Annotated in this window: 14 protein-coding genes; 8 read left to right on the top strand and 6 right to left on the bottom strand. The window is 71.2% G+C overall.

Features of this window, described 5'->3' with window-relative positions; genetic code table 11:
- Positions 1-56 precede the first annotated feature (56 nt).
- Complete coding sequence (locus JW613_RS25410; protein WP_209213388.1) at positions 57-962, bottom strand: 5'-3' exonuclease; 906 nt, start codon at positions 960-962, stop codon at positions 57-59.
- Between the two features lie 337 nt (positions 963-1,299).
- Between JW613_RS25410 and JW613_RS25405 the strand changes: the two genes are divergently transcribed.
- The 3 genes from JW613_RS25405 to JW613_RS25395 all read left to right on the top strand — a co-directional run bounded on the left by JW613_RS25405 (position 1,300) and on the right by JW613_RS25395 (position 7,005).
- Positions 1,300-2,394 carry a quaternary amine ABC transporter ATP-binding protein gene (locus JW613_RS25405; protein WP_209213245.1) on the top strand — a complete coding sequence of 365 codons (1,095 nt, stop codon included), beginning with the start codon at positions 1,300-1,302 and terminating at the stop codon, positions 2,392-2,394.
- Positions 2,387-5,002, top strand: coding sequence for an ABC transporter permease/substrate binding protein (locus JW613_RS25400; RefSeq protein ID WP_209213244.1), 2,616 nt, complete (start codon positions 2,387-2,389; stop codon positions 5,000-5,002). Before JW613_RS25405 ends, JW613_RS25400 begins: the two co-directional genes overlap by 8 nt.
- 422 nt (positions 5,003-5,424) lie before the next feature.
- The gene (locus tag JW613_RS25395; RefSeq protein WP_209213243.1) at positions 5,425-7,005 is read left to right on the top strand and encodes a TROVE domain-containing protein; all 1,581 of its coding nucleotides are present in this window, start codon (positions 5,425-5,427) and stop codon (positions 7,003-7,005) included.
- A 49-nt stretch (positions 7,006-7,054) separates the two neighbouring features.
- Here the strand turns inward: JW613_RS25395 and JW613_RS25390 are convergent, their stop codons facing one another.
- On the bottom strand, positions 7,055-8,014 hold the full coding sequence (locus JW613_RS25390) for a TIGR03557 family F420-dependent LLM class oxidoreductase (protein WP_209213242.1): 960 nt from the start codon (positions 8,012-8,014) through the stop codon (positions 7,055-7,057).
- 119 nt (positions 8,015-8,133) lie between these two features.
- Here JW613_RS25390 and JW613_RS25385 point away from each other — a divergent pair, with 119 nt between their 5' ends.
- Positions 8,134-8,862 carry a helical backbone metal receptor gene (locus JW613_RS25385; protein ID WP_209213241.1) on the top strand — a complete coding sequence of 243 codons (729 nt, stop codon included), beginning with the start codon at positions 8,134-8,136 and terminating at the stop codon, positions 8,860-8,862.
- On the opposite strand, the gene JW613_RS25380 is transcribed toward JW613_RS25385, so the two are convergent.
- Entirely contained in the window at positions 8,789-9,970 is a 1,182-nt protein-coding gene (locus JW613_RS25380) for an SLAC1 family transporter (RefSeq protein WP_209213240.1), read from the bottom strand. The genes JW613_RS25385 and JW613_RS25380 overlap by 74 nt on opposite strands.
- Positions 9,971-10,040: 70 nt before the next feature.
- Here JW613_RS25380 and JW613_RS25375 point away from each other — a divergent pair, with 70 nt between their 5' ends.
- Positions 10,041-10,970 carry a LysR family transcriptional regulator gene (locus JW613_RS25375; protein ID WP_209213239.1) on the top strand — a complete coding sequence of 310 codons (930 nt, stop codon included), beginning with the start codon at positions 10,041-10,043 and terminating at the stop codon, positions 10,968-10,970.
- Here the strand turns inward: JW613_RS25375 and JW613_RS25370 are convergent.
- The 3 genes from JW613_RS25370 to JW613_RS25360 all read right to left on the bottom strand — a co-directional run bounded on the left by JW613_RS25370 (position 10,951) and on the right by JW613_RS25360 (position 14,111).
- Positions 10,951-11,670 carry a gamma-glutamyl-gamma-aminobutyrate hydrolase family protein gene (locus JW613_RS25370; protein WP_209213238.1) on the bottom strand — a complete coding sequence of 240 codons (720 nt, stop codon included), beginning with the start codon at positions 11,668-11,670 and terminating at the stop codon, positions 10,951-10,953. The genes JW613_RS25375 and JW613_RS25370 overlap by 20 nt on opposite strands.
- 68 nt (positions 11,671-11,738) lie before the next feature.
- Positions 11,739-13,229, bottom strand: coding sequence for an ethanolamine permease (gene eat / locus JW613_RS25365; RefSeq protein ID WP_209213237.1), 1,491 nt, complete (start codon positions 13,227-13,229; stop codon positions 11,739-11,741).
- 150 nt (positions 13,230-13,379) lie between these two features.
- A complete protein-coding gene (locus JW613_RS25360; RefSeq protein ID WP_209213236.1) occupies positions 13,380-14,111 on the bottom strand; it encodes a FadR/GntR family transcriptional regulator in 732 nt (243 codons plus the stop codon).
- 91 nt (positions 14,112-14,202) lie between these two features.
- On the opposite strand from JW613_RS25360, the gene JW613_RS25355 reads away from it, so the two are divergent.
- From JW613_RS25355 to JW613_RS25345, 3 genes are read left to right on the top strand one after another with little or no spacing between them, the layout of a single operon-like run.
- Complete coding sequence (locus JW613_RS25355; protein WP_209213235.1) at positions 14,203-15,570, top strand: glutamine synthetase family protein; 1,368 nt, start codon at positions 14,203-14,205, stop codon at positions 15,568-15,570.
- 32 nt (positions 15,571-15,602) lie between these two features.
- Complete coding sequence (locus JW613_RS25350) at positions 15,603-17,006, top strand: aldehyde dehydrogenase family protein (RefSeq protein WP_209213234.1); 1,404 nt, start codon at positions 15,603-15,605, stop codon at positions 17,004-17,006.
- Positions 17,003-17,797, top strand: coding sequence for a 3-oxoacyl-ACP reductase (locus JW613_RS25345; RefSeq protein WP_209213233.1), 795 nt, complete (start codon positions 17,003-17,005; stop codon positions 17,795-17,797). The genes JW613_RS25350 and JW613_RS25345 overlap by 4 nt, the downstream gene beginning before the upstream one ends.
- Positions 17,798-17,897 lie beyond the last annotated feature (100 nt).

The raw sequence follows: 17,897 nt of genomic DNA, 5'->3' as shown, positions 1-17,897 counted from the left end.
CCCTGGACACGGGGAAACTTAGGTATACCTAAGCTAACAGACCGCGGCGGGAAAGATCAGCCCGCCATGACCTCCAGCAGCCGGCGCAGCGAGCCGCCCAGCCCCCATCGCCCGGCCAGCTCCTCCAGCCGCTCCGGGTCGCGCGGTGTCCGCGGCAGGGTGAGGTCGACATCCGGGAGGGGGAGGTCCCGGGCCACCCGCACCACGGTGGGGGCGACGTCGAGGTAGGCGGCGGCCTCCTTGAACTTCGTGCGCTGGGCGGGGGTGAGCCGGGAGACCGGGTCGGCCGCCGCGGCACGGATACCGGCCAGATCGCCGTACTCGGCCAGCAGCTTCGCGGCCGTCTTCTCGCCGACGCCGCGCACCCCCGGGAGGCCGTCGCTGGGGTCGCCGCGCAGGACGGCCAGGTCCGCGTACCCGGACCCGTCCACGCCGTACTTGGCGCGCAGTGCGGCACCGTCGTAGACGTCCAGGCTGCCGACGCCCTTGACGGGGTAGAGCACCCGTACGCCGCGCGTGTCGTCGACGAGCTGGAACAGGTCGCGGTCGCCGGTGACGACGTCGACCGGTCCGGTGGCGCGGGTCGCCAGGGTGCCGATCACATCGTCGGCCTCGTACTCCGCCACACCCAGCCGGGCCAGCCCGATCGCATCGAGGACCTGCTCGATCACCGGGATCTGCGGGCCCAGTGTGTCGGGGGTCTCCTCCTCGTCCGGGCCGTCCGCGATCTCCTCGGCGACGCGGTGCGCCTTGTAGGAGGGGATCAGCTCCACCCGCCACTGGGGGCGCCAGTCGGCGTCCATGCAGGCGACCAGCGCTGCGGGGTGGTGGTCCTGGACGAGTCTGGCGATGAAGTCGAGCAGCCCGCGCACGGCGTTGACCGGGGTCCCGTCCGGTGCGCGGACCGTCTCCGGGACGCCGAAGTACGCCCGGAAGTAGAGCGAGGCGGTGTCCAGGAGCATCAGTCGGCGGTCGTCCCCGGCATGCGCTCCGCCTGCTGCGTCGGATGTGTTCGCTGTGGTGATGGTCACGAGCCGATGATGCCGTACGGCACCGACAGGGCACGCCGGGTGGTCGCTTCGACCTGCATTCGTGCTATTTGGGTGATGTCGCCCCTTTTGGGCGCTACAAGGGTTTCGCTCCTGGTCCGGAGCTGCCCCTGGGAGGAGGGGCGGTCTGCCGTCACTCTATTGATGTAGGCTTCATCTTTCTGGTATGCGCCGTTTGCAGCGAATTACAGCGCTCCATGGCGAGGCAGGGGGGTGCCGGGGTAACTGTTGTCGAGTCAAGAGGGTGAATGTGTCCAGGCTGAGAGCCGAGCGCCTGTACAAAGTGTTCGGGAGAAGAGCCGACCAGGCAGTAGCCCAGCTGGAAGCCGGTACGGACCGCGACGAACTGCGTGCCCAGGGCACCACCGCGGCCGTGATCGATGCCTCCTTCGAGGTGCAGGAGGGGCACATATTCGTGGTCATGGGCCTCTCCGGCTCCGGTAAGTCCACGCTGCTGCGCATGCTCAACGGCCTTCTCGAACCCACGTCGGGCCGCGTCCTGTTCGACGGTGAGGACCTGACCGCACTCCGTCCGCGCGAACTGCGCCAGGTGCGGGCCCACAAGATCAGCATGGTCTTCCAGCACTTCGCGCTCTTCCCCCACCGCAGCGTGCTGGAGAACGCCGCCTACGGCCTGGAGGTGCAGGGCGTACCGCGCGAGGAGCGTGAGCGGCGCGCCACCGAGGCCCTGGAGCTGGCCGGCCTCAAGGGCTGGGAGGGCTCCTGGCCCGACGAGCTGTCCGGCGGTATGCAGCAGCGCGTCGGACTGGCCCGCGCGCTGGCCACCGACGCCGACCTGCTGCTGATGGACGAGTCCTTCAGCGCCCTGGACCCGCTCATCCGCCGCGACATGCAGGACCAGCTGCTGCAGCTGCAGAAGACCCTGCACAAGACCATCGTCTTCATCACCCACGATCTGAACGAGGCCATGCGCCTCGGCGACCGCATCGCCGTGATGCGGGACGGCCGGATCGTCCAGACAGGCACCGCCGAGGACATCCTGGTGCGGCCCGCCACCGACTACGTCGCCTCCTTCATCCAGGACGTGGACCGCTCCCGGGTGCTGACCGCGGGCGCGATCATGCGGGACGCCGAGAGCGGCGCCCCGGCCTTGGCCGACGGCGGCGTGCCCGAGGGCGCGACCACCGTCACCACCGGGACCCCGCTCGCCGAGCTGTTCACCCCGTTCGCCACCAGCGAGCAGCCGCTGGTCGTCACCGACGCCTCGGGCGCCCCCGTCGGCGTCATCGACCGCGAACGGCTGCTCACCGCGCTGGCCGAGGAGCCCCGGGTGGCACCGCCCGCCGGAGCCCGGAACGGGAACGAGGTGAGCGCACATGCCTGAGTTCCACCCCGGCAACTGGGTCGAGACCGCCGTCGACTGGCTGCAGACCCACCTCGGCTGGCTCTTCGATGTCATCAACACGGTGCTGACCGGGCTCTACGACGGGATCAACATGGTCCTGGGCGGCGCCGAGCCGCTGCTGCTGGCCGGTATCTTCGCCGTCGTCGCGTTCTGGCTGCGCGGCCTCCTCGCGGGCGTCGTCGGCTTCGCCGGATTCCTGCTGATCGACTCCTTCGGTCTGTGGGACGACGCGATGTCCACGCTGTCGCTCGTCCTGGCCGCCGCCGTCATCACCGTCGTCTTCGCGGTGCCGACCGGTATCTGGGCCGCCCGCAGCAAGTCCGTCAGCGCCGCCGTGCGCCCGGTCCTCGACGTGATGCAGACGATGCCGGCCTTCGTCTACCTCATCCCCGGCGTGATGTTCTTCTCCGTCGGCACCACTCCCGGTCTGCTGGCGACGATCATCTTCTCGATGCCGCCCGGCGTCCGGATGACCGAGCTGGGCATCAGGCAGGTCGACAGCGAGCTGGTGGAGGCCGCCGACGCGTTCGGCACCAGCCCCAAGCAGACCCTCACCCGGGTGCAGTTCCCGCTGGCCCTGCCGACGATCATGGCCGGTATCAACCAGGTCATCATGCTGGCGCTCTCGATGGTCGTCATCGCCGGTATGGCAGGTGCGCCGGGGCTCGGCGAGCGCGTCTACGCCGCCGTCACCCAGGTGCAGATCGGTCTGGGCGTCGAGTCCGGCATCGCCGTCGTCATCCTGGCCATGTATCTGGACCGGATGACCGGTGCCCTCAATGTGCGGGTCTCGCCCCTCGGCCGCCGTGCCGCGGCGAAGGCCACCGCCATGATGGGCCGGATGCGCTTCGTCCGCTACAAGCCCGGCACGGTCGTCGCGCTCTCCGGTGTCCTCGTGCTGGCGCTGGCCGCCGGCGGCCTGAACCTGGCGAGCTCGGGCTCCGACGCGCAGGCCGCGTCCGGCACCGACGTCGGCAAGGGCAAGCAGCTGAAGATGGGCTACATCCCCTGGGACGAGGGCATCGCCACCTCCTATCTGTGGAAGGAGGCGCTGGAGCAGCGCGGCTACGAGCCCAGCCTCAAGCAGCTGGACGCGGGCCCCCTCTACACCTCCCTGGCGCAGGGGCAGACCGACTTCCAGACGGACGCCTGGCTGCCCACCACGCACCAGCAGTACTGGGACAAGTACGGCTCCAAGATGGAGAAGCTGGGCGACTGGTACGGCCCGACCTCGCTGGAGCTGTCCGTGCCGTCCTACGTCAAGGGGGTCAGGTCCCTCGCGGACCTCAAGGGGCAGGGCAAGAAGTTCGACGGCAAGATCATCGGCATCGAGTCCAGCGCCGGTGAGATGAAGATCCTCAAGGACAAGGTCCTCAAGGAGTACGGCCTGGAGGGCGAGTACAAGGTCGTCTCCTCCAGCACCTCCTCCATGCTGTCGGAGCTGAAGCGCTCCATCCAGCAGAAGGAGCCGGTCGTCGTCACGCTCTGGTCCCCGCACTGGGCGTACAACAAGTACGACCTGACCAAGCTGAAGGACCCCGAGGGCGCTTTCGGAAAGGGCGAGAAGCTCTACAACGTCGGCCGGAAGGGCTTCGCCGAGGACAACCCGGTGGTGGCCCACTGGCTGAAGAACTTCCACCTGACGGAGAAGCAGCTGACCTCCCTGGAGGACAGGATCCAAAGCGCGCCCAAGGGCCAGGAGCAGCAGGCCGTCAAGGAGTGGCTGAAGGCCCGCCCCGGCTTCCTCGACAAGATGGTGCCGGTGCCCGGTGGTCAGCAGAAGCAGGGCAAGGGCGCGGGCAAGACCGTCGACATGGGCTACTTCCCCTGGGACGAGGCCATCGCCACGACCTACCTGTGGCAGAACATCCTGGAGGACCGCGGCTACAAGCCGAAGGTCAAACAGCTCGACCCGGGCCCGCTCTACACGGCGCTGTCCCAGGGCCAGCTGGACTTCCAGACGGACGCCTGGCTGCCCACCACCCATGAGCAGTACTGGCGCAAGTACAAGGACAAGCTCACCGATCTGGGCTCCTGGTACGGTCCCACGTCGCTGGAGCTGTCCGTGCCGTCCTACGTCAAGGGTGTCGACTCGCTGGCGGACCTCAAGGGCAGGAGCGAGCTGTTCGGCGGGAAGATCACCGGGATCGAGTCCAGCGCGGGCGAGATGAAGATCCTCAAGCGGGTGCTCAAGGACTACGGGCTGGACAAGGAGTACAAGGTCGTCTCCTCCAGCACCTCCTCCATGCTCTCCGCGGTGGACAAGTCGGTGAAGCAGAAGAAGCCGATCGTGGCCACCACCTGGTCGCCGCACTGGGTCTACAGCAAGTACCCGATGAACAAGCTCAAGGACCCCAAGGGCTCCTGGGGCAAGGGCGACCGGATCCATGTCACCGCCAAGAAGGGCTTCAAGAAGGAATTCCCCGAGCTGCACGGCTGGCTGAAGGACTTCAAGATGTCCGAGAAGGACCTCGGCTCCCTGGAAGCCGCCATCCAGAAGGGCGGCAAGGGGAACGAGAAGGAATCCGTCCGCACCTGGCTGGACTCCCGGCCGGGCCTGGAGGACAAGCTGGCACCGGTCGAGTGACGCCCTCCGTGTGACGGCCCGTCGCCGTCGCACCCGGCACCACGCAACCACGCAGCGGCCCCGGCACGCGCATCACACGCGCTGCCGGGGCCGCTGCGTGGTCGGCGGTCGGAAATCCATATGACGCGCCGCCGGTCACGCCCTACCGTCGTAGACGTGAACGAACGCACCTCCCGGTGCGCAGACGACGGTTACTTCTCTGGTTGAACAGGTTCGAATCCTGAACGCCGTCGTCGCATCCGATCTCGGGAGGCGTGCTCGGCACCCACCGGAGCGCCCGGTGCGTGGACGACGGATACTTCACTCACCTTGAACCGGCCGTCGTCCGTCTCATGACCTCGGGCGCTTCCGGCATGCCGCACGCCCGATTCCTCCCGGGGCGCATGCCGTTCCACGACACCGCACCGCGATTCGGGGGAATCATGAGCAAGTTCAACCGGCAGCACACGCATGCCCGTAACGCCCTGACCGTCACCCATGAGGGCGGCAAGGCCTACGTACGCGATGCCAAGTCCGAGCTGGTACTGCTCGCCGTGGTCAACATGGTCGGCGAGGACACCTTCTACGAGTCGGCCACCGAGCGCGACAACCGGTACGCGGACCTCGTGCACACCGTCGCCGTCGACGACGGGGCCTGGACGGCCCGCTTCGTGGCCTGGCTGCGCGACGAGGCGCAGATGCGCTCCGCCTCGCTGGTCGCCGCCGCGCACGCCGTGTGGGCACGACTGGCCGAGGGCAAGCACGGCGGCAACCGCGAGATCGTGGCCGCCGCCTGCCGACGCGCGGACGAGCCCGGCGAGTTCCTCGCCTACTGGACCGCCACGTTCGGCCGCGCCGTGCCCAAGCCCGTCAAGCGGGGCCTCGGGGACGCGGTGCGCCGGCTCTACACCGAGAAGGCGCTGCTGAAGTACGACACCGACAGCCACGCCTTCCGGTTCGGCGACGTACTGGAGCTGACGCACGCCGCCCCCGACCCGGACAAGCCGTGGCAGGGCGAGCTGTTCCGGCACGCGCTCGACCGCAGGCACGGCCGCGACGCACAGGTCCCCGAGGCCCTGCCGACCGTGGCGGCCCGCGCCGAGCTGATGGCCCTTCCCGTCGTCGACCGGCAGCTCGTGCCCACCCGGTCGGACGGCCCCGCCGTCCTCGCCCGTGCCGGGATGACCTGGGAGGCGCTGGCCGGTTGGCTCCAGGGCCCGATGGACGCGGCCGCCTGGGAAGCCGTACTGCCCTCGATGGGGCTGATGGCGCAGCTGCGCAACCTGCGCAACTTCGACCGCGTCGGCGTCTCGGACGAGGCGGCGCAGCAGGTCGTCGACCGGCTGCGGGACCGGGAGCAGATCGCCCGCTCGCGGCAGTTCCCGTACCGGTTCCTGTCCGCCTACCGCGCCGCGCCGTCGCTGCGCTGGGCGTACGCGCTGGAGCAGGCACTGGCCGCCTCCACCGCCAACGTCCCGCCGCTGCCCGGCCGTACGCTGCTGCTCGTCGACTCCTCGGGCTCCATGCAGGGCGCGGTCTCGGCCCGCTCCAGCGTCACGCACGCGGACGTGGGAGCGCTGTTCGGCGCCGTGCTCGCGCAGCGGGGCGAGCAGGTGGACATGTACGGGTTCGCCAACGGCCACTTCCGGCACGAGCCGGCCCGCGGTGGCTCGGTCCTCCCGAGCATCGAGGCCTTCCGCTCCCGGCTGGGGGAGGTCGGCTACGGCACCGAGACGGTGGCGGCGCTGCGCGCGACCTACGACGGGCACGACCGGGTCGTGATCATCTCGGACATGCAGGCGTTCCGCTACCCGGGGAACGGGGCACGTGGCGTCTCGGTCTCCGAGGCGGTGCCGGAGTCCGTGCCGCTGTTCGGCGTCAACACCTCCGGGTACGCGCCGTCCGCGCTGGACACCTCGCGCCCCAACCGGTACGAGATCGGGGGCTTCTCCGACAAGCTGTTCACCATGATGGCGCTGCTGAGCGAGGGGGAAGCCGCCCGGTGGCCCTGGGAGCGGGAGTGAGACCGTCCCGTGCCCGCCCCCTCCACGGGCCGGGCACGGGAGGGAGGCCTCAGCCCCGGTGAAAGGCCGGCAGCACTTCGTCCTGCCAGACGCGGAAGAACTCCTCGTGCCGGCCGCCGATCTGCTGGACGTACACCTCGTCGAACCCGGCGTCGGCGTACTGCTGCACCCGCGCGCGGTGCCGCGCCGGGTCGGGGCCGCACACCATCTGCTCGGCCACCGCCTCCCGGGGCACCAGGGAGGCGGCGGCCGCGAAGTCCTTCTGACGGGTGAGGGTGGACGGCAACTGACCCGGCAGCAGTTCGTTGGCCCACAACCGGTGGGCCGTATCCAGCCCCTCCTGCTCGCTGGGTGCCCAGCACACCTTCATCCCGCCCTGAACGGGGCGCTTCCCGCCGCCCGCCGAGCGGTAGCGCTCGACCAGTTCGGCGTCGGGTGAGGCGGTGCAGAAGGCGTCGCCGATCCGTGCGGCGAGATCGGTCGCCTTGGGGCCGAACGCGGAGACGGAGATCGGTACCGGCTCGTCCGGGACGGTGTAGAGGCGGGCTTCGTCGACCCGGTAGAAGGTGCCGCGGAAGGTGGTGCGCTTTCCCCGGTGCAGCAGCCGGATGATCTCCACGGCCTCCTCCAGCCGCTCCAGCCGCTCGCGCGCCGGCGGCCACTGGTGCCCCAGCACATGTTCGTTGAGGGCTTCGCCGCTGCCGACCCCGAGGGTGAAACGGCCCTCCATCTGCACGGCGGCGGTGGCCGCGGCGTGTGCGACGATGGCCGGGTGCATACGGAAGGTGGGACAGGTGACGGCAGTGCCCACCGGCAGGGAGGTGACCTGGGAGAGCGCTCCGATGACGGACCACACGAAGGGGCTGTTGCCCTGGGCGTCCGTCCACGGGTGGAAGTGGTCGGAGATCCACAGCCGCTGGAAGCCCGCCTCCTCGGCCATCCGCGCCTGGCGAACCAGTTCCTGTGGCCCGAATTCCTCGCACGCAAGAAAGTACCCGATGCTGACCATGCCAGGAGAGGTACCGTTTCACCTCTTACCGAAACGGATCGGTCGGATCGTCACCTCCCTGGCGTGCTGCCGTCCCGCACGCCGCGTCGCCCGGCCCAGGACCCCGTAGGGTGCTGCGTATGACTCGCCGTTCCGTCGTGTCGCTCGTCCCGTCGCTCACCGAGGCGGTGGCGGCCACCGCGCCCGAGCTGCTGGTCGGAGCGACCGACTGGTGCACACATCCGGCGGATCTTCAGGTCACCAGGGTGCGCGGCACCAAGAACCCCGACCTCGCGGCCGTCGTCGGCCTCGCTCCGGATCTCGTGCTCGCCAACGAGGAGGAGAACCGCCCCGAGGATCTGCGTGCCCTGCGCGCCGCGGGGCTGCGGGTGCTGGTGACCGAGATCCGCACACTGGAGCAGGGCTTCGGCGAACTGCACCGGGTACTGACCGAGGGCTGCGCCCTGCCGCGCCCCGCCTGGCTCGACGCGGCCGAGACCGCGTGGGCCGAGGCCCGCGCGGAGTTCGACGTCCGCGCTGTCGTACCGATCTGGCGCAAGCCGTGGATGGTGCTGGGCCGGGACACCTTCGCCGGTGCGCTGCTGGCCCACCTCGGCGTGCACAACGTCTACGCCGCACACGACGAACGCTATCCGCGCGTACCGATGGCGAAGCTGTCCGAGCGGGGCAGCGCCGAGCTGGTCGTACTGCCGGACGAGCCGTACCGCTTCACCGCCGAGGACGGACCGGAAGCATTCCCCCACACCCCTGCCGCGCTGTGCAGCGGCCGCCATCTCACCTGGTACGGGCCCTCGTTGGTAGAGGCTCCGCAGGTGCTCGCCTCCGCGGTGCGAGCAGCGCTCCGCTGACCAGCCCGGCCACGGTGCGGACGGCAGCCGTCGCCCAGGCGGCGACCAGCAGGACGTACAGCACCACCGCCAGCCAGCCGAACGCTTCGGCCCCGGTGTGCCGCCACACCGCCGCGGCCCCCGTCACACAGGTGCCGACGGGGAAGGTGAACGCCCACCAGGTCAGGGAGAACCCCATTCCCCGCCGTGCGGCCCGCCCCACCAGCGCGGCGGACAGCGCGAGCCACAGCAGGGCGAACCCGAGCACCGGCACCCCGTAGAGCACCGACAGCGACGCGAAGTCGCCGGGGGCGGCATCGGCGAGGTTGCCCAGCGCCGTCGTCGACTGCCCCAGCGGCCCGAGCACCAGGAAGAGCGTCGGTGTCATCGGCAGCGGCAGCGGGCCGTGGTGGACCAGCCGCGAGAGCACCAGCGGCAGTATCAGCAGCGTGGCCAGCAGGCTCATCCCGAACAGGGCGAAGCAGCCCAGCAGCAGCGCCTGTCCGGGCGGGCCCGCGGGCAGATGTGCCGCCAGCGGCGGGCCCAGTGCGGCGGAGACCATCGGCGCCACCACCGGCAGCAGCCACACCGGGCTCGCGCTGCCCGGCGCCACATCGTGCCGGGCGATCATCAGATACGGCACGCCGACCGCCGCCACCAGCCCCACCGCCGTCCCGGCCACCCACAGCGCCGCGCCGATAGCCACGGCCCCCGGCACCTTCAGCGCGGTCGCCCCGCCGCCGACGGCCAGCAGAGCCATCGCCAGGCAGCCCTGGAACGGGGCGACCGCGGGATCGAGCAGCTGCTCACGGGCCCGGTGGCGGTGGCGCAGCCAGTGCCCGGCGCGCGCCGCCAGCAGCACCACCAGCGCCACCGCCGCCAGCGCCCAGACGCCGGCAAGTGCGGCGTGCGGCGGGTGTTCCGGCAGCGTGGTTCCGGCGGTGGCGACGACGGCGGTGCCCATCACCGCCGCGTACCAGTTCGGGCCCAGCTCGCGCAGCCGGGCCGGACGGGCGCCGGTGTCGGTCGCCGCGGTGCCGCCGGGCGGGCCCGCCGCGATGTGCGGGTCCGGCGCGGTGGCCGGTGGGTCTGCCGGACGGACGCCGGTGGTGCGTACGGGTGCGGTCATGTCCCTACGCTCCTGTGGAACAGGGGCGGCGACCAGGGAGTATCTCCCTATGGAGGCATAAGCTGAACCTATGGCTGATGCGGAGGGTACGGGGGGTGGCCTGGCACACCGGGTGCCGGACCTGGGAGCGCTGGAGCTGCTGCTTGCCGTCGCCCGGCTCGGCAGCCTGGGGCGGGCCGCGCGCGAGACGGGCGTGAGCCAGCCCGCCGCCAGCGGCCGCATCCGCTCCATGGAACGGATGCTGGGCGTCACCCTGCTGGAGCGCTCCCCGCGCGGCTCGCGGCTGACGGCGGCCGGTGCGCTGGTCACCGACTGGGCCCGGCGCATCGTGGAGTCGGCCGAGGCCTTCGACGCGGGCGTCGGCGCGCTGCGCGACCGGCGCGACTCGCGGCTGACCGTCGCCGCCTCCATGACGATCGCCGAGTATCTGCTGCCCGGCTGGCTGATCGCGCTGCGTACCGAGCGGCCGGACACCGCCGTCTCGCTGCGCGCCGGCAACAGCGCGGCCGTGGCCCGAATGGTCCTCGACGCGGAGGCCGACCTCGGTTTCGTGGAGGGGCTGGGGGTGCCGCCCGGACTGGAGGGCACCGTCATCGCACGCGACCGGCTGCTCGTCGTCGCCGCGCCCGGCCACCCCTGGACGCGGCGCCGCGAGCCGGTGGCGCTCGCCGAACTGGCCCGAACCGGGCTGGTGCTGCGGGAGCCGGGCTCCGGTACGCGGCAGGTCCTCGACGCCGCGCTCGCCGAGCACGGCGGGCTGGCGCCGCCGCTGCTGGAACTGGCCTCCACCACCGCCGTCAAGGCGGCGGCAGTCAGCGGCGCGGGCCCGGCCGTGCTCAGCGAACTCGCGGTGGGCGAGGAACTGTCGGCGCGGCGGTTGATCGAGGTGGCGGTGGACGGCCCGGTACCGGGCCGGGCGCTGCGGGCGGTGTGGCCCCGCGGGGCCCGGCCCGCCGGACCCGCGCGTCGTCTGCTGGCTCTCACCCGCCCGAGCCGGTAGCCGCCGCGCTGACGAAGGCCCGCATCAGCCGGAGGTCCTCGCCCGCCTCGGGGTGCCATTGGACGCCGAGTACGAAGTGGTCGGCGTCCGACAGTTCGAGGGCCTCGACGGTGTCGTCCCCGGTGGCGTGGGCGGTGGCTGTGAGGCCTTCGCCGAGGGTGGCCACCGCCTGGTGGTGGTAGGTGGGCACGGAGACGGTTTCCTCGTTCTCCAGGACCTTGGCGAGCAGGGAGCCGGGGACGGGGGAGACGTCGTGGGGGCCGAAGACCCCTCGGGCCGTGCGATGGGCGTCCGCGGTGGGCAGATGCTGGACCAGGGTGCCGCCCAGGGCCACATTGAGCAGCTGCATGCCCCGGCAGACCGCCAGCAGCGGCACGCGCCGCGCCAGGGCCTCGCGGGTGAGGGCGAGCTCCCAGGCGTCGCGCGCGGGGTACGCCGGGCCGGTGCGGGGGTGACGGTCGGCGCCGTAGCGGGCCGGGTCGATGTCGGGGCCGCCCGCCGTGACCAGGCCGTCGAGGCGGGAGAGGATCTCGGCCGCTGCCGCGGGATCGTCGTCGGGCGGGAGGAGCACCGCACGGGCGCCCGCCTGCTGCGCCATGCGGTGGTAGCCCGCCGGGAGGAGGGCTGCGGGAAGGTCCCAGTCGCCCCAGCGGGCCGAGGGCTCCAGGTAGGTGGTGATGCCGATGAGGGGTGGTGCCACGGTTCTCCTTCGCCGAGGGCGCTTCGCTGTCGTTGTGCTGCGGTACGGGCTCGTCCGGCGGCGGTCCGTCAGTCCTTGAGTTCTTCCTCCGCCTTCGCCAGTGCGGCGAACTCCTCCTCGGGAGCGGCTGCCACCAGGCGGTGCCTGGAGTAGAGGGCGAAGTAGGCGATCGCCACCGCGTAGACCGCCAGCGCGATCAATGCTGCCTGCTTGTCGACCAGGAAGGTGGCCACCAGCGCCGCCAGCGCCAGGATCAGGGCGACGGAGGAGGTGAGTACGCCGCCGGGGGTGCGGTACGGACGGTCCAGATGGGGCTCGCGCTTGCGCAGCACGATGTGGGAGAGGGACATCAGGGCGTAGGAGATGGTGGCGCCGAAGACGGCGATGTTGAGCATCGTGGCGCCGTCGCCGCTGCTCGCGGCCAGCGCGAAGCCCAGCGCGCCGGGGAGCAGCAGACCGAGGTAGGGCGACTTGCGGCGGCTGGTGAGGGAGAGGAAGCGGGGCAGGTAGCCGGCCCGGGAGAGGGCGAACAGCTGACGGGAGCCCGCGAAGATGAGGGAGAAGAACGAGGCGACCAGGCCGGCCAGGCCCGCGTAGTTGACGACGCGGGAGAGCACGGTCGCCTTGCCGTCCGGCTGCAGGGCCTCGACCAGCGGGTTGCCGACGTCCTGGATGGCCGCCGAGCCGCGTGCCCCGGTGGCGGACACGAAGGTCAGCAGCGCGAGCAGCAACAGGATGCCCATCGACCAGGCCATGGCCTTCGGCAGCGTACGGGCGGGGTCGCGGGTCTCCTCGGCGGCCAGCGGCACGCCCTCGACGCCGAGGAAGAACCACATGCCGAACGGGAACGCCGCCCAGATGCCGAGCAGGCCGAACGGCAGCCAGGAGCCGGCGCCGAACGCGTCGTGGTCCACGGGGATGTCGTTCAGCGCGCTGGTGTGGAATTCGGTGAGGGCGCCGAGGACGAAGACCAGCAGCGCGGCGACGGCGACGGCGGTCACCACGAGCGAGAAGCGCAGGGCCTCGCCGACCCCCCACAGGTGGACGCCGATGAAGAGGGCGAAGCAGACCAGATAGACGGGCCAGCCGGATTCGAGTCCGAACAGCCCGAGCGATTCGATGTAGTCGCCGATGAAGCAGACGATGGCGGCCGGTGCGAGAACGTACTCGATGAGGATGGCGGTGCCGGTCAAAAAGCCGCCCCAGGGGCCCAGGGCGCGCCGTGCGAAGCCGTAACCGCCGCCTGCCGTGGGCAGGATGGCGGACAGTTCGGCCAGCGCGAAGACCATGCAGGTGTACATCAGGCCCATCAGGACGGCGGCGACGGCCAGACCGCCGAAGCCGCCCTCGGCCAGGCCGGCGTTCCAGCCGGAGTAGTCGCCGGAGACGACGTAGGCGACACCGAGCCCGGTCAGCAGCAGCGGCCCCGCGCTACCGCGCCGCAGCGCACGGCGCTCCAGATAGGCCGCGTCCTGATCGGGCCGGGGCGCCGGGATGCCGGGGGTTCCGGGGGGTCCCGGAGCGCCGCCCCGGGTGGGGGACTCGGACTGTTCGGACATGTGCCACACTCCCGCCGTCAGCCATTGGTGTGCTGGCACACCTTTGTGGCCGAAGGCAGCCGGGCGCAACCCTTGTGCATGAAGGAGCTGTAACCACAAGCGGCAATTCGGCACACAGCGGGCGGGCAGGACGGCTGGTGCCGGCCCGCCTCAGGCGAGGAAGCCCCGCAGCAGGGAGGCCGTGCCGGCGCAGTGCTCGCGGGCGATGGCCCGGGCGCCCTCGCCGTCCTGCTCCAGCACGGCGGCCACCAGCGCCGCGTGCTGCTGCTGGGCGTGCTCCAGGTTCCGCACCAGCAGCGGGATGCGGTTCAGCAGGTCGTTCAGCTTCGCTCGTACGGCGGCGTACTGCGCGGTCAGCGAGGGGGAGCCGGCCAGCTCGACCAGGGTCAGATGCAGCAGGGTGTCGTGTCTTCGGTAGTTGCCGGGCGTCGCCTCCCGGGTGGCGTCCAGCGCCTCGCGCAGCCGTGCGGACTCCGCCGCCGACAGGCCGCGGGTGGCGCACAACTCGGCGGCGCCCGCTTCCAGGACCTCGCGGAAGGCGAGGGTGTCGGCCAGGTCCGGGGCGCCTGCCGGGAGCCGCACCCGTACGGGCGCGGCGTCCTGGGATCCGCCGGTGACCGGCTGCGGGAGCACGAAGGTGCCGCCGTACCGGCCGCGCCTGCTCTCCACCACGCCCTGCTCGGCCAGCACCTTGAGCACCTCCCGCAGGGTGACCCGGCTGATACCGAGCCGTTCGGCCAGCTCCCGTTCGGCGGGCAGCCGTTCGCCCTCGGCGACCAGACCCAGCCGGACGATCTGCAGGATCTGCTCCAGCGCCTCTTCGAACCCGTTGCCCGCATGTACGGTACGCAGCACCGTGGCCAGCCTGTCCTCCTGCGGCATGGCACCCTCTCCCGTTTCGAACGACCCTCTTCCGTTTCAAAGGTCTGTACGGATACCTTATGGCTTCCGCGGACCGACAGGAGGCCCACCCGTGGCAGACCGCACACCACCGCTCGCCGTGGCCGAACTGAGGAGACTCGTCGACGCGGGCGAGATCGACACCGTCGTCCTGGCCTTCACCGATATGCAAGGACGCCTCCAGGGAAAGCGGTTCGCCGCCCCCCACTTCCTCAGCGACGTACTCGACGGCGGCACCGAGGGCTGCAACTATCTGCTCGCGGTCGACGTGGAGCTCAACACCGTCGACGGCTACGAGATGTCCTCCTGGGAGCGCGGCTACGGCGACTTCGCCATGCACGGCGACACCGCCACGCTGCGCCACCTGCCCTGGAACCCGGGCACCGCGCTGCTCACCGCGGACCTGGCCTGGCACGACGGGTCACCCGTGGTCGCCTCGCCACGGCAGATCCTCAAACGCCAGCTCGACCGGCTGGCCGAACGAGGCTGGCACGCCTACGTCGGCACCGAGCTGGAGTTCATGGTCTTCCAGGACACCTACGAGCAGGCGTGGGACAGCGCCTACCGGGGCCTGACCCCCGCCAACCAGTACAACGTCGACTACTCCATCCTCGGCACCGGACGCGTCGAGCCCCTGCTGCGCCGGATCCGCAACGAGATGGCCGCGGCCGGCATGGTCGTCGAATCGGCCAAGGGCGAGTGCAACCTGGGCCAGCACGAGATCGCCTTCCGCTACGCCGACGCGCTCACCACCTGCGACCAGCACGTCATCTACAAGACGGGTGCCAAGGAGATCGCCGCGCAGGAGGGCCGGGCGCTCACCTTCATGGCCAAGTACGACGAACGCGAGGGCAACTCCTGCCACATCCACCTCTCGCTCCGCGACGAGGAAGGCCGCGCCGTCCTCGCCGACGAACAGGGCGAGCACGGCATGGCGCCCCTGATGCGGCACTTCCTGGCCGGACAGCTCGCCGCACTGCGCGAACTCACCCTGCTGTACGCCCCGAACATCAACTCCTACAAGCGGTTCCAGCCCGGCTCCTTCGCCCCCACCGCCGTCGCCTGGGGACCCGACAACCGCACCTGCGCGCTACGGGTCATCGGCCACGGCCCCGGACACCGGCTGGAGAACCGGGTACCGGGCGGCGACGTCAACCCCTATCTGGCCGTCGCCGGGATGATCGCGGCCGGACTGCACGGCATCGACAACGAGCTGGAGCTCCCGGCCGCCTGCACCGGCAACGCCTACACCGGTGACGCCGCGCACGTACCCACCACCCTCCGGGAGGCCGCCGCGTTGTGGCAGGACAGCACACTGGCCCGGGACGCGTTCGGCAGCGACGTGGTGGACCACTACCTCAACATGGCCCGGGTCGAGCAGCGGGCCTTCGACACCGCCGTCACGGACTGGGAGCGCTACCGCTCCTTCGAACGCCTGTAAGTCTTCCGAGCGCACGTTAGGACGTCACCGCAGTGCAGCACGAGCAAGAGCAGCCCACCGGACCACCGGCCGAGAAGCTCGACATCGTCAACCCGGCGACGGAGGAGCTGATCACCACCGTCCCCGTCACCACTCCCGAAGAGGTCGACCGTGCCGTCGGCCGGGCCGCCGCGGCACAGACGCAATGGGCCGGACTGCCGCCCGCCGACCGGGCCCGGCTGCTGCGCAGGTTCGCCTCCGTCGTCGACGGGCACATCGAGGAACTCGGCGTCCTGGAGATGCGCGAGGCCGGGCACCCGCTGAGCAACGCCTGCTGGGAGGCGAGCAACGTCCGCGACCTGCTCGACTACTCCGCCGGCGGAGTCGAGCGGCTGACCGGCCGGCAGATCCCGGTCGCCGGCGGCGTCAACATCACCTTCGCCGAACCGCTGGGCGTCGTCGCCGTCATCGCGCCCTGGAACTTCCCCATGCCCATCGCCGCCTGGGGCTCCGCTCCCACGCTGGCGGCCGGGAACGCGGTACTGCTCAAGCCCGCGGAGACCACCCCGCTGACCGCGCTGCGACTGGCCGAACTGGCGCTCGAAGCCGGGCTGCCCGAGGGACTCTTCCAGGTGCTGCCCGGCGAGGGACCCGTCACCGGCAGCGCGCTGGTCGAGCACCCGCGCGTCGCCAAGGTGGTCTTCACCGGCTCCACCGCGGTCGGCAAGCGCATCATGGCCCGGTGCGCCGCCTCCGTGAAACGCGTGACGCTCGAACTCGGCGGCAAGAGCCCCAACATCATCTTCGCCGACGCCGACCTGGAGCGCGCCGCGACCGCCGCCCCCGGCTCCTTCCTCGACAACACCGGCCAGGACTGCTGCGCCCGCAGCCGCATCCTCGTCCAGCGCTCCGTCCACGACCGGTTCCTGGAACTCCTGGAGCCGGCCGTCCACGCCTTCCGCGCCGGCGACCCGGCCGAGGCCGGAACCGCGATGGGCCCCCTCGTCTCGGCCCGCCAGCGGGAGCGCGTACGCGGATACGTCCCCGAGGACGCCCCCGCGCTCATCCGCGGCAGCATCCCCGAAGGCCCCGGCTTCTGGTATCCGGCGACGGTGCTGCAGGGCACCGTGGGGGAGCGGGCCGCGGTGGAGGAGATCTTCGGCCCCGTCGCCGTCGTCATCCCCTTCGACGACGAGGAGGAGGCGGTACGGCTCGCCAATGACACCGACTACGGCCTCTCCGGCTCCATCTGGACCCGCGACAGCGCCCGCGCCCTGCGCGTCTCCCGCGCCGTCGCCGCCGGAAACCTCTCCGTCAACTCGCACAGCAGCGTGCGCTACTCCACCCCCTTCGGCGGCTACAAGCAGTCCGGACTCGGCCGCGAACTCGGCCCCGACGCCCTCGCCGCCTTCACCGAGACCAAGAACGTCTTCATCAGCACCGAGGAGAGCCAGTGAGCGTCACCGACTCCGAGACCCCCCTGTGCCGCCGCCTGGTCGGGCGTACGGCCGTCGTCACCGGCGCGGGCAGCGGCATCGGCCTCGCCACCGCCCGCCGCCTCGCCTCCGAGGGGGCCCACGTCGTCTGCGCCGACGTGGACGCCGAACGTGGGGCGGCTGCCGCCGCGGAAACCGGAGGGCTCTACGTACGGGCCGACGTCACCGACCCCGAACAGGTGGAGGCGCTCTTCCGCACCGCCGACGACACCTACGGCTCCGTCGACATCGCCTTCAACAACGCCGGAATCTCGCCGCCCGACGACGACTCGATCCTGGAGACCGGGCTGGAAGCGTGGCAGCGCGTGCAGCACACCAACCTGACCTCGGTCTACCTGTGCTGCAAGGCCGTACTGCCGTACATGCGGGCGCAGGGGCGGGGCTCCATCATCAACACCGCCTCCTTCGTGGCGGTGATGGGCGCCGCCACCTCGCAGATCAGCTACACCGCCTCCAAGGGCGGAGTACTGGCCATGTCACGGGAACTGGGAGTCCAGTTCGCCCGGGAGGGCATCCGGGTGAACGCGCTGTGCCCCGGCCCGGTCAACACCCCCCTCCTGAAGGAACTGTTCGCCAAGGACCCGGAGCGGGCGCAGCGCCGCCTGGTGCATGTCCCCGTGGGACGGTTCGCCGAGGCGGAGGAGATCGCCTCGGCGGTGGCGTTTCTCGCCAGTGATGATGCGTCGTTCGTCAACGCCGCGGAGTTCTTGGTCGACGGCGGCATCGCCGCCGCCTACGTCACCCCCCAATAAGGGGCTCCGCCCCCTGTCCCCCTCCGGCTGTCGCCGCCCCTGTTGTGGGGGCACGCCCCCTTGGTTTTTCGGCTGCCGCCGAGGGGTCGTGTCGGGGGGC

Source organism: Streptomyces smyrnaeus, from assembly GCF_017676345.1.
In the GTDB taxonomy this organism is placed as follows: domain Bacteria; phylum Actinomycetota; class Actinomycetes; order Streptomycetales; family Streptomycetaceae; genus Streptomyces; species Streptomyces smyrnaeus.
Note: the sequence above shows the minus strand (reverse complement) of the source record. Positions and strands in the feature narration are given on the sequence as shown.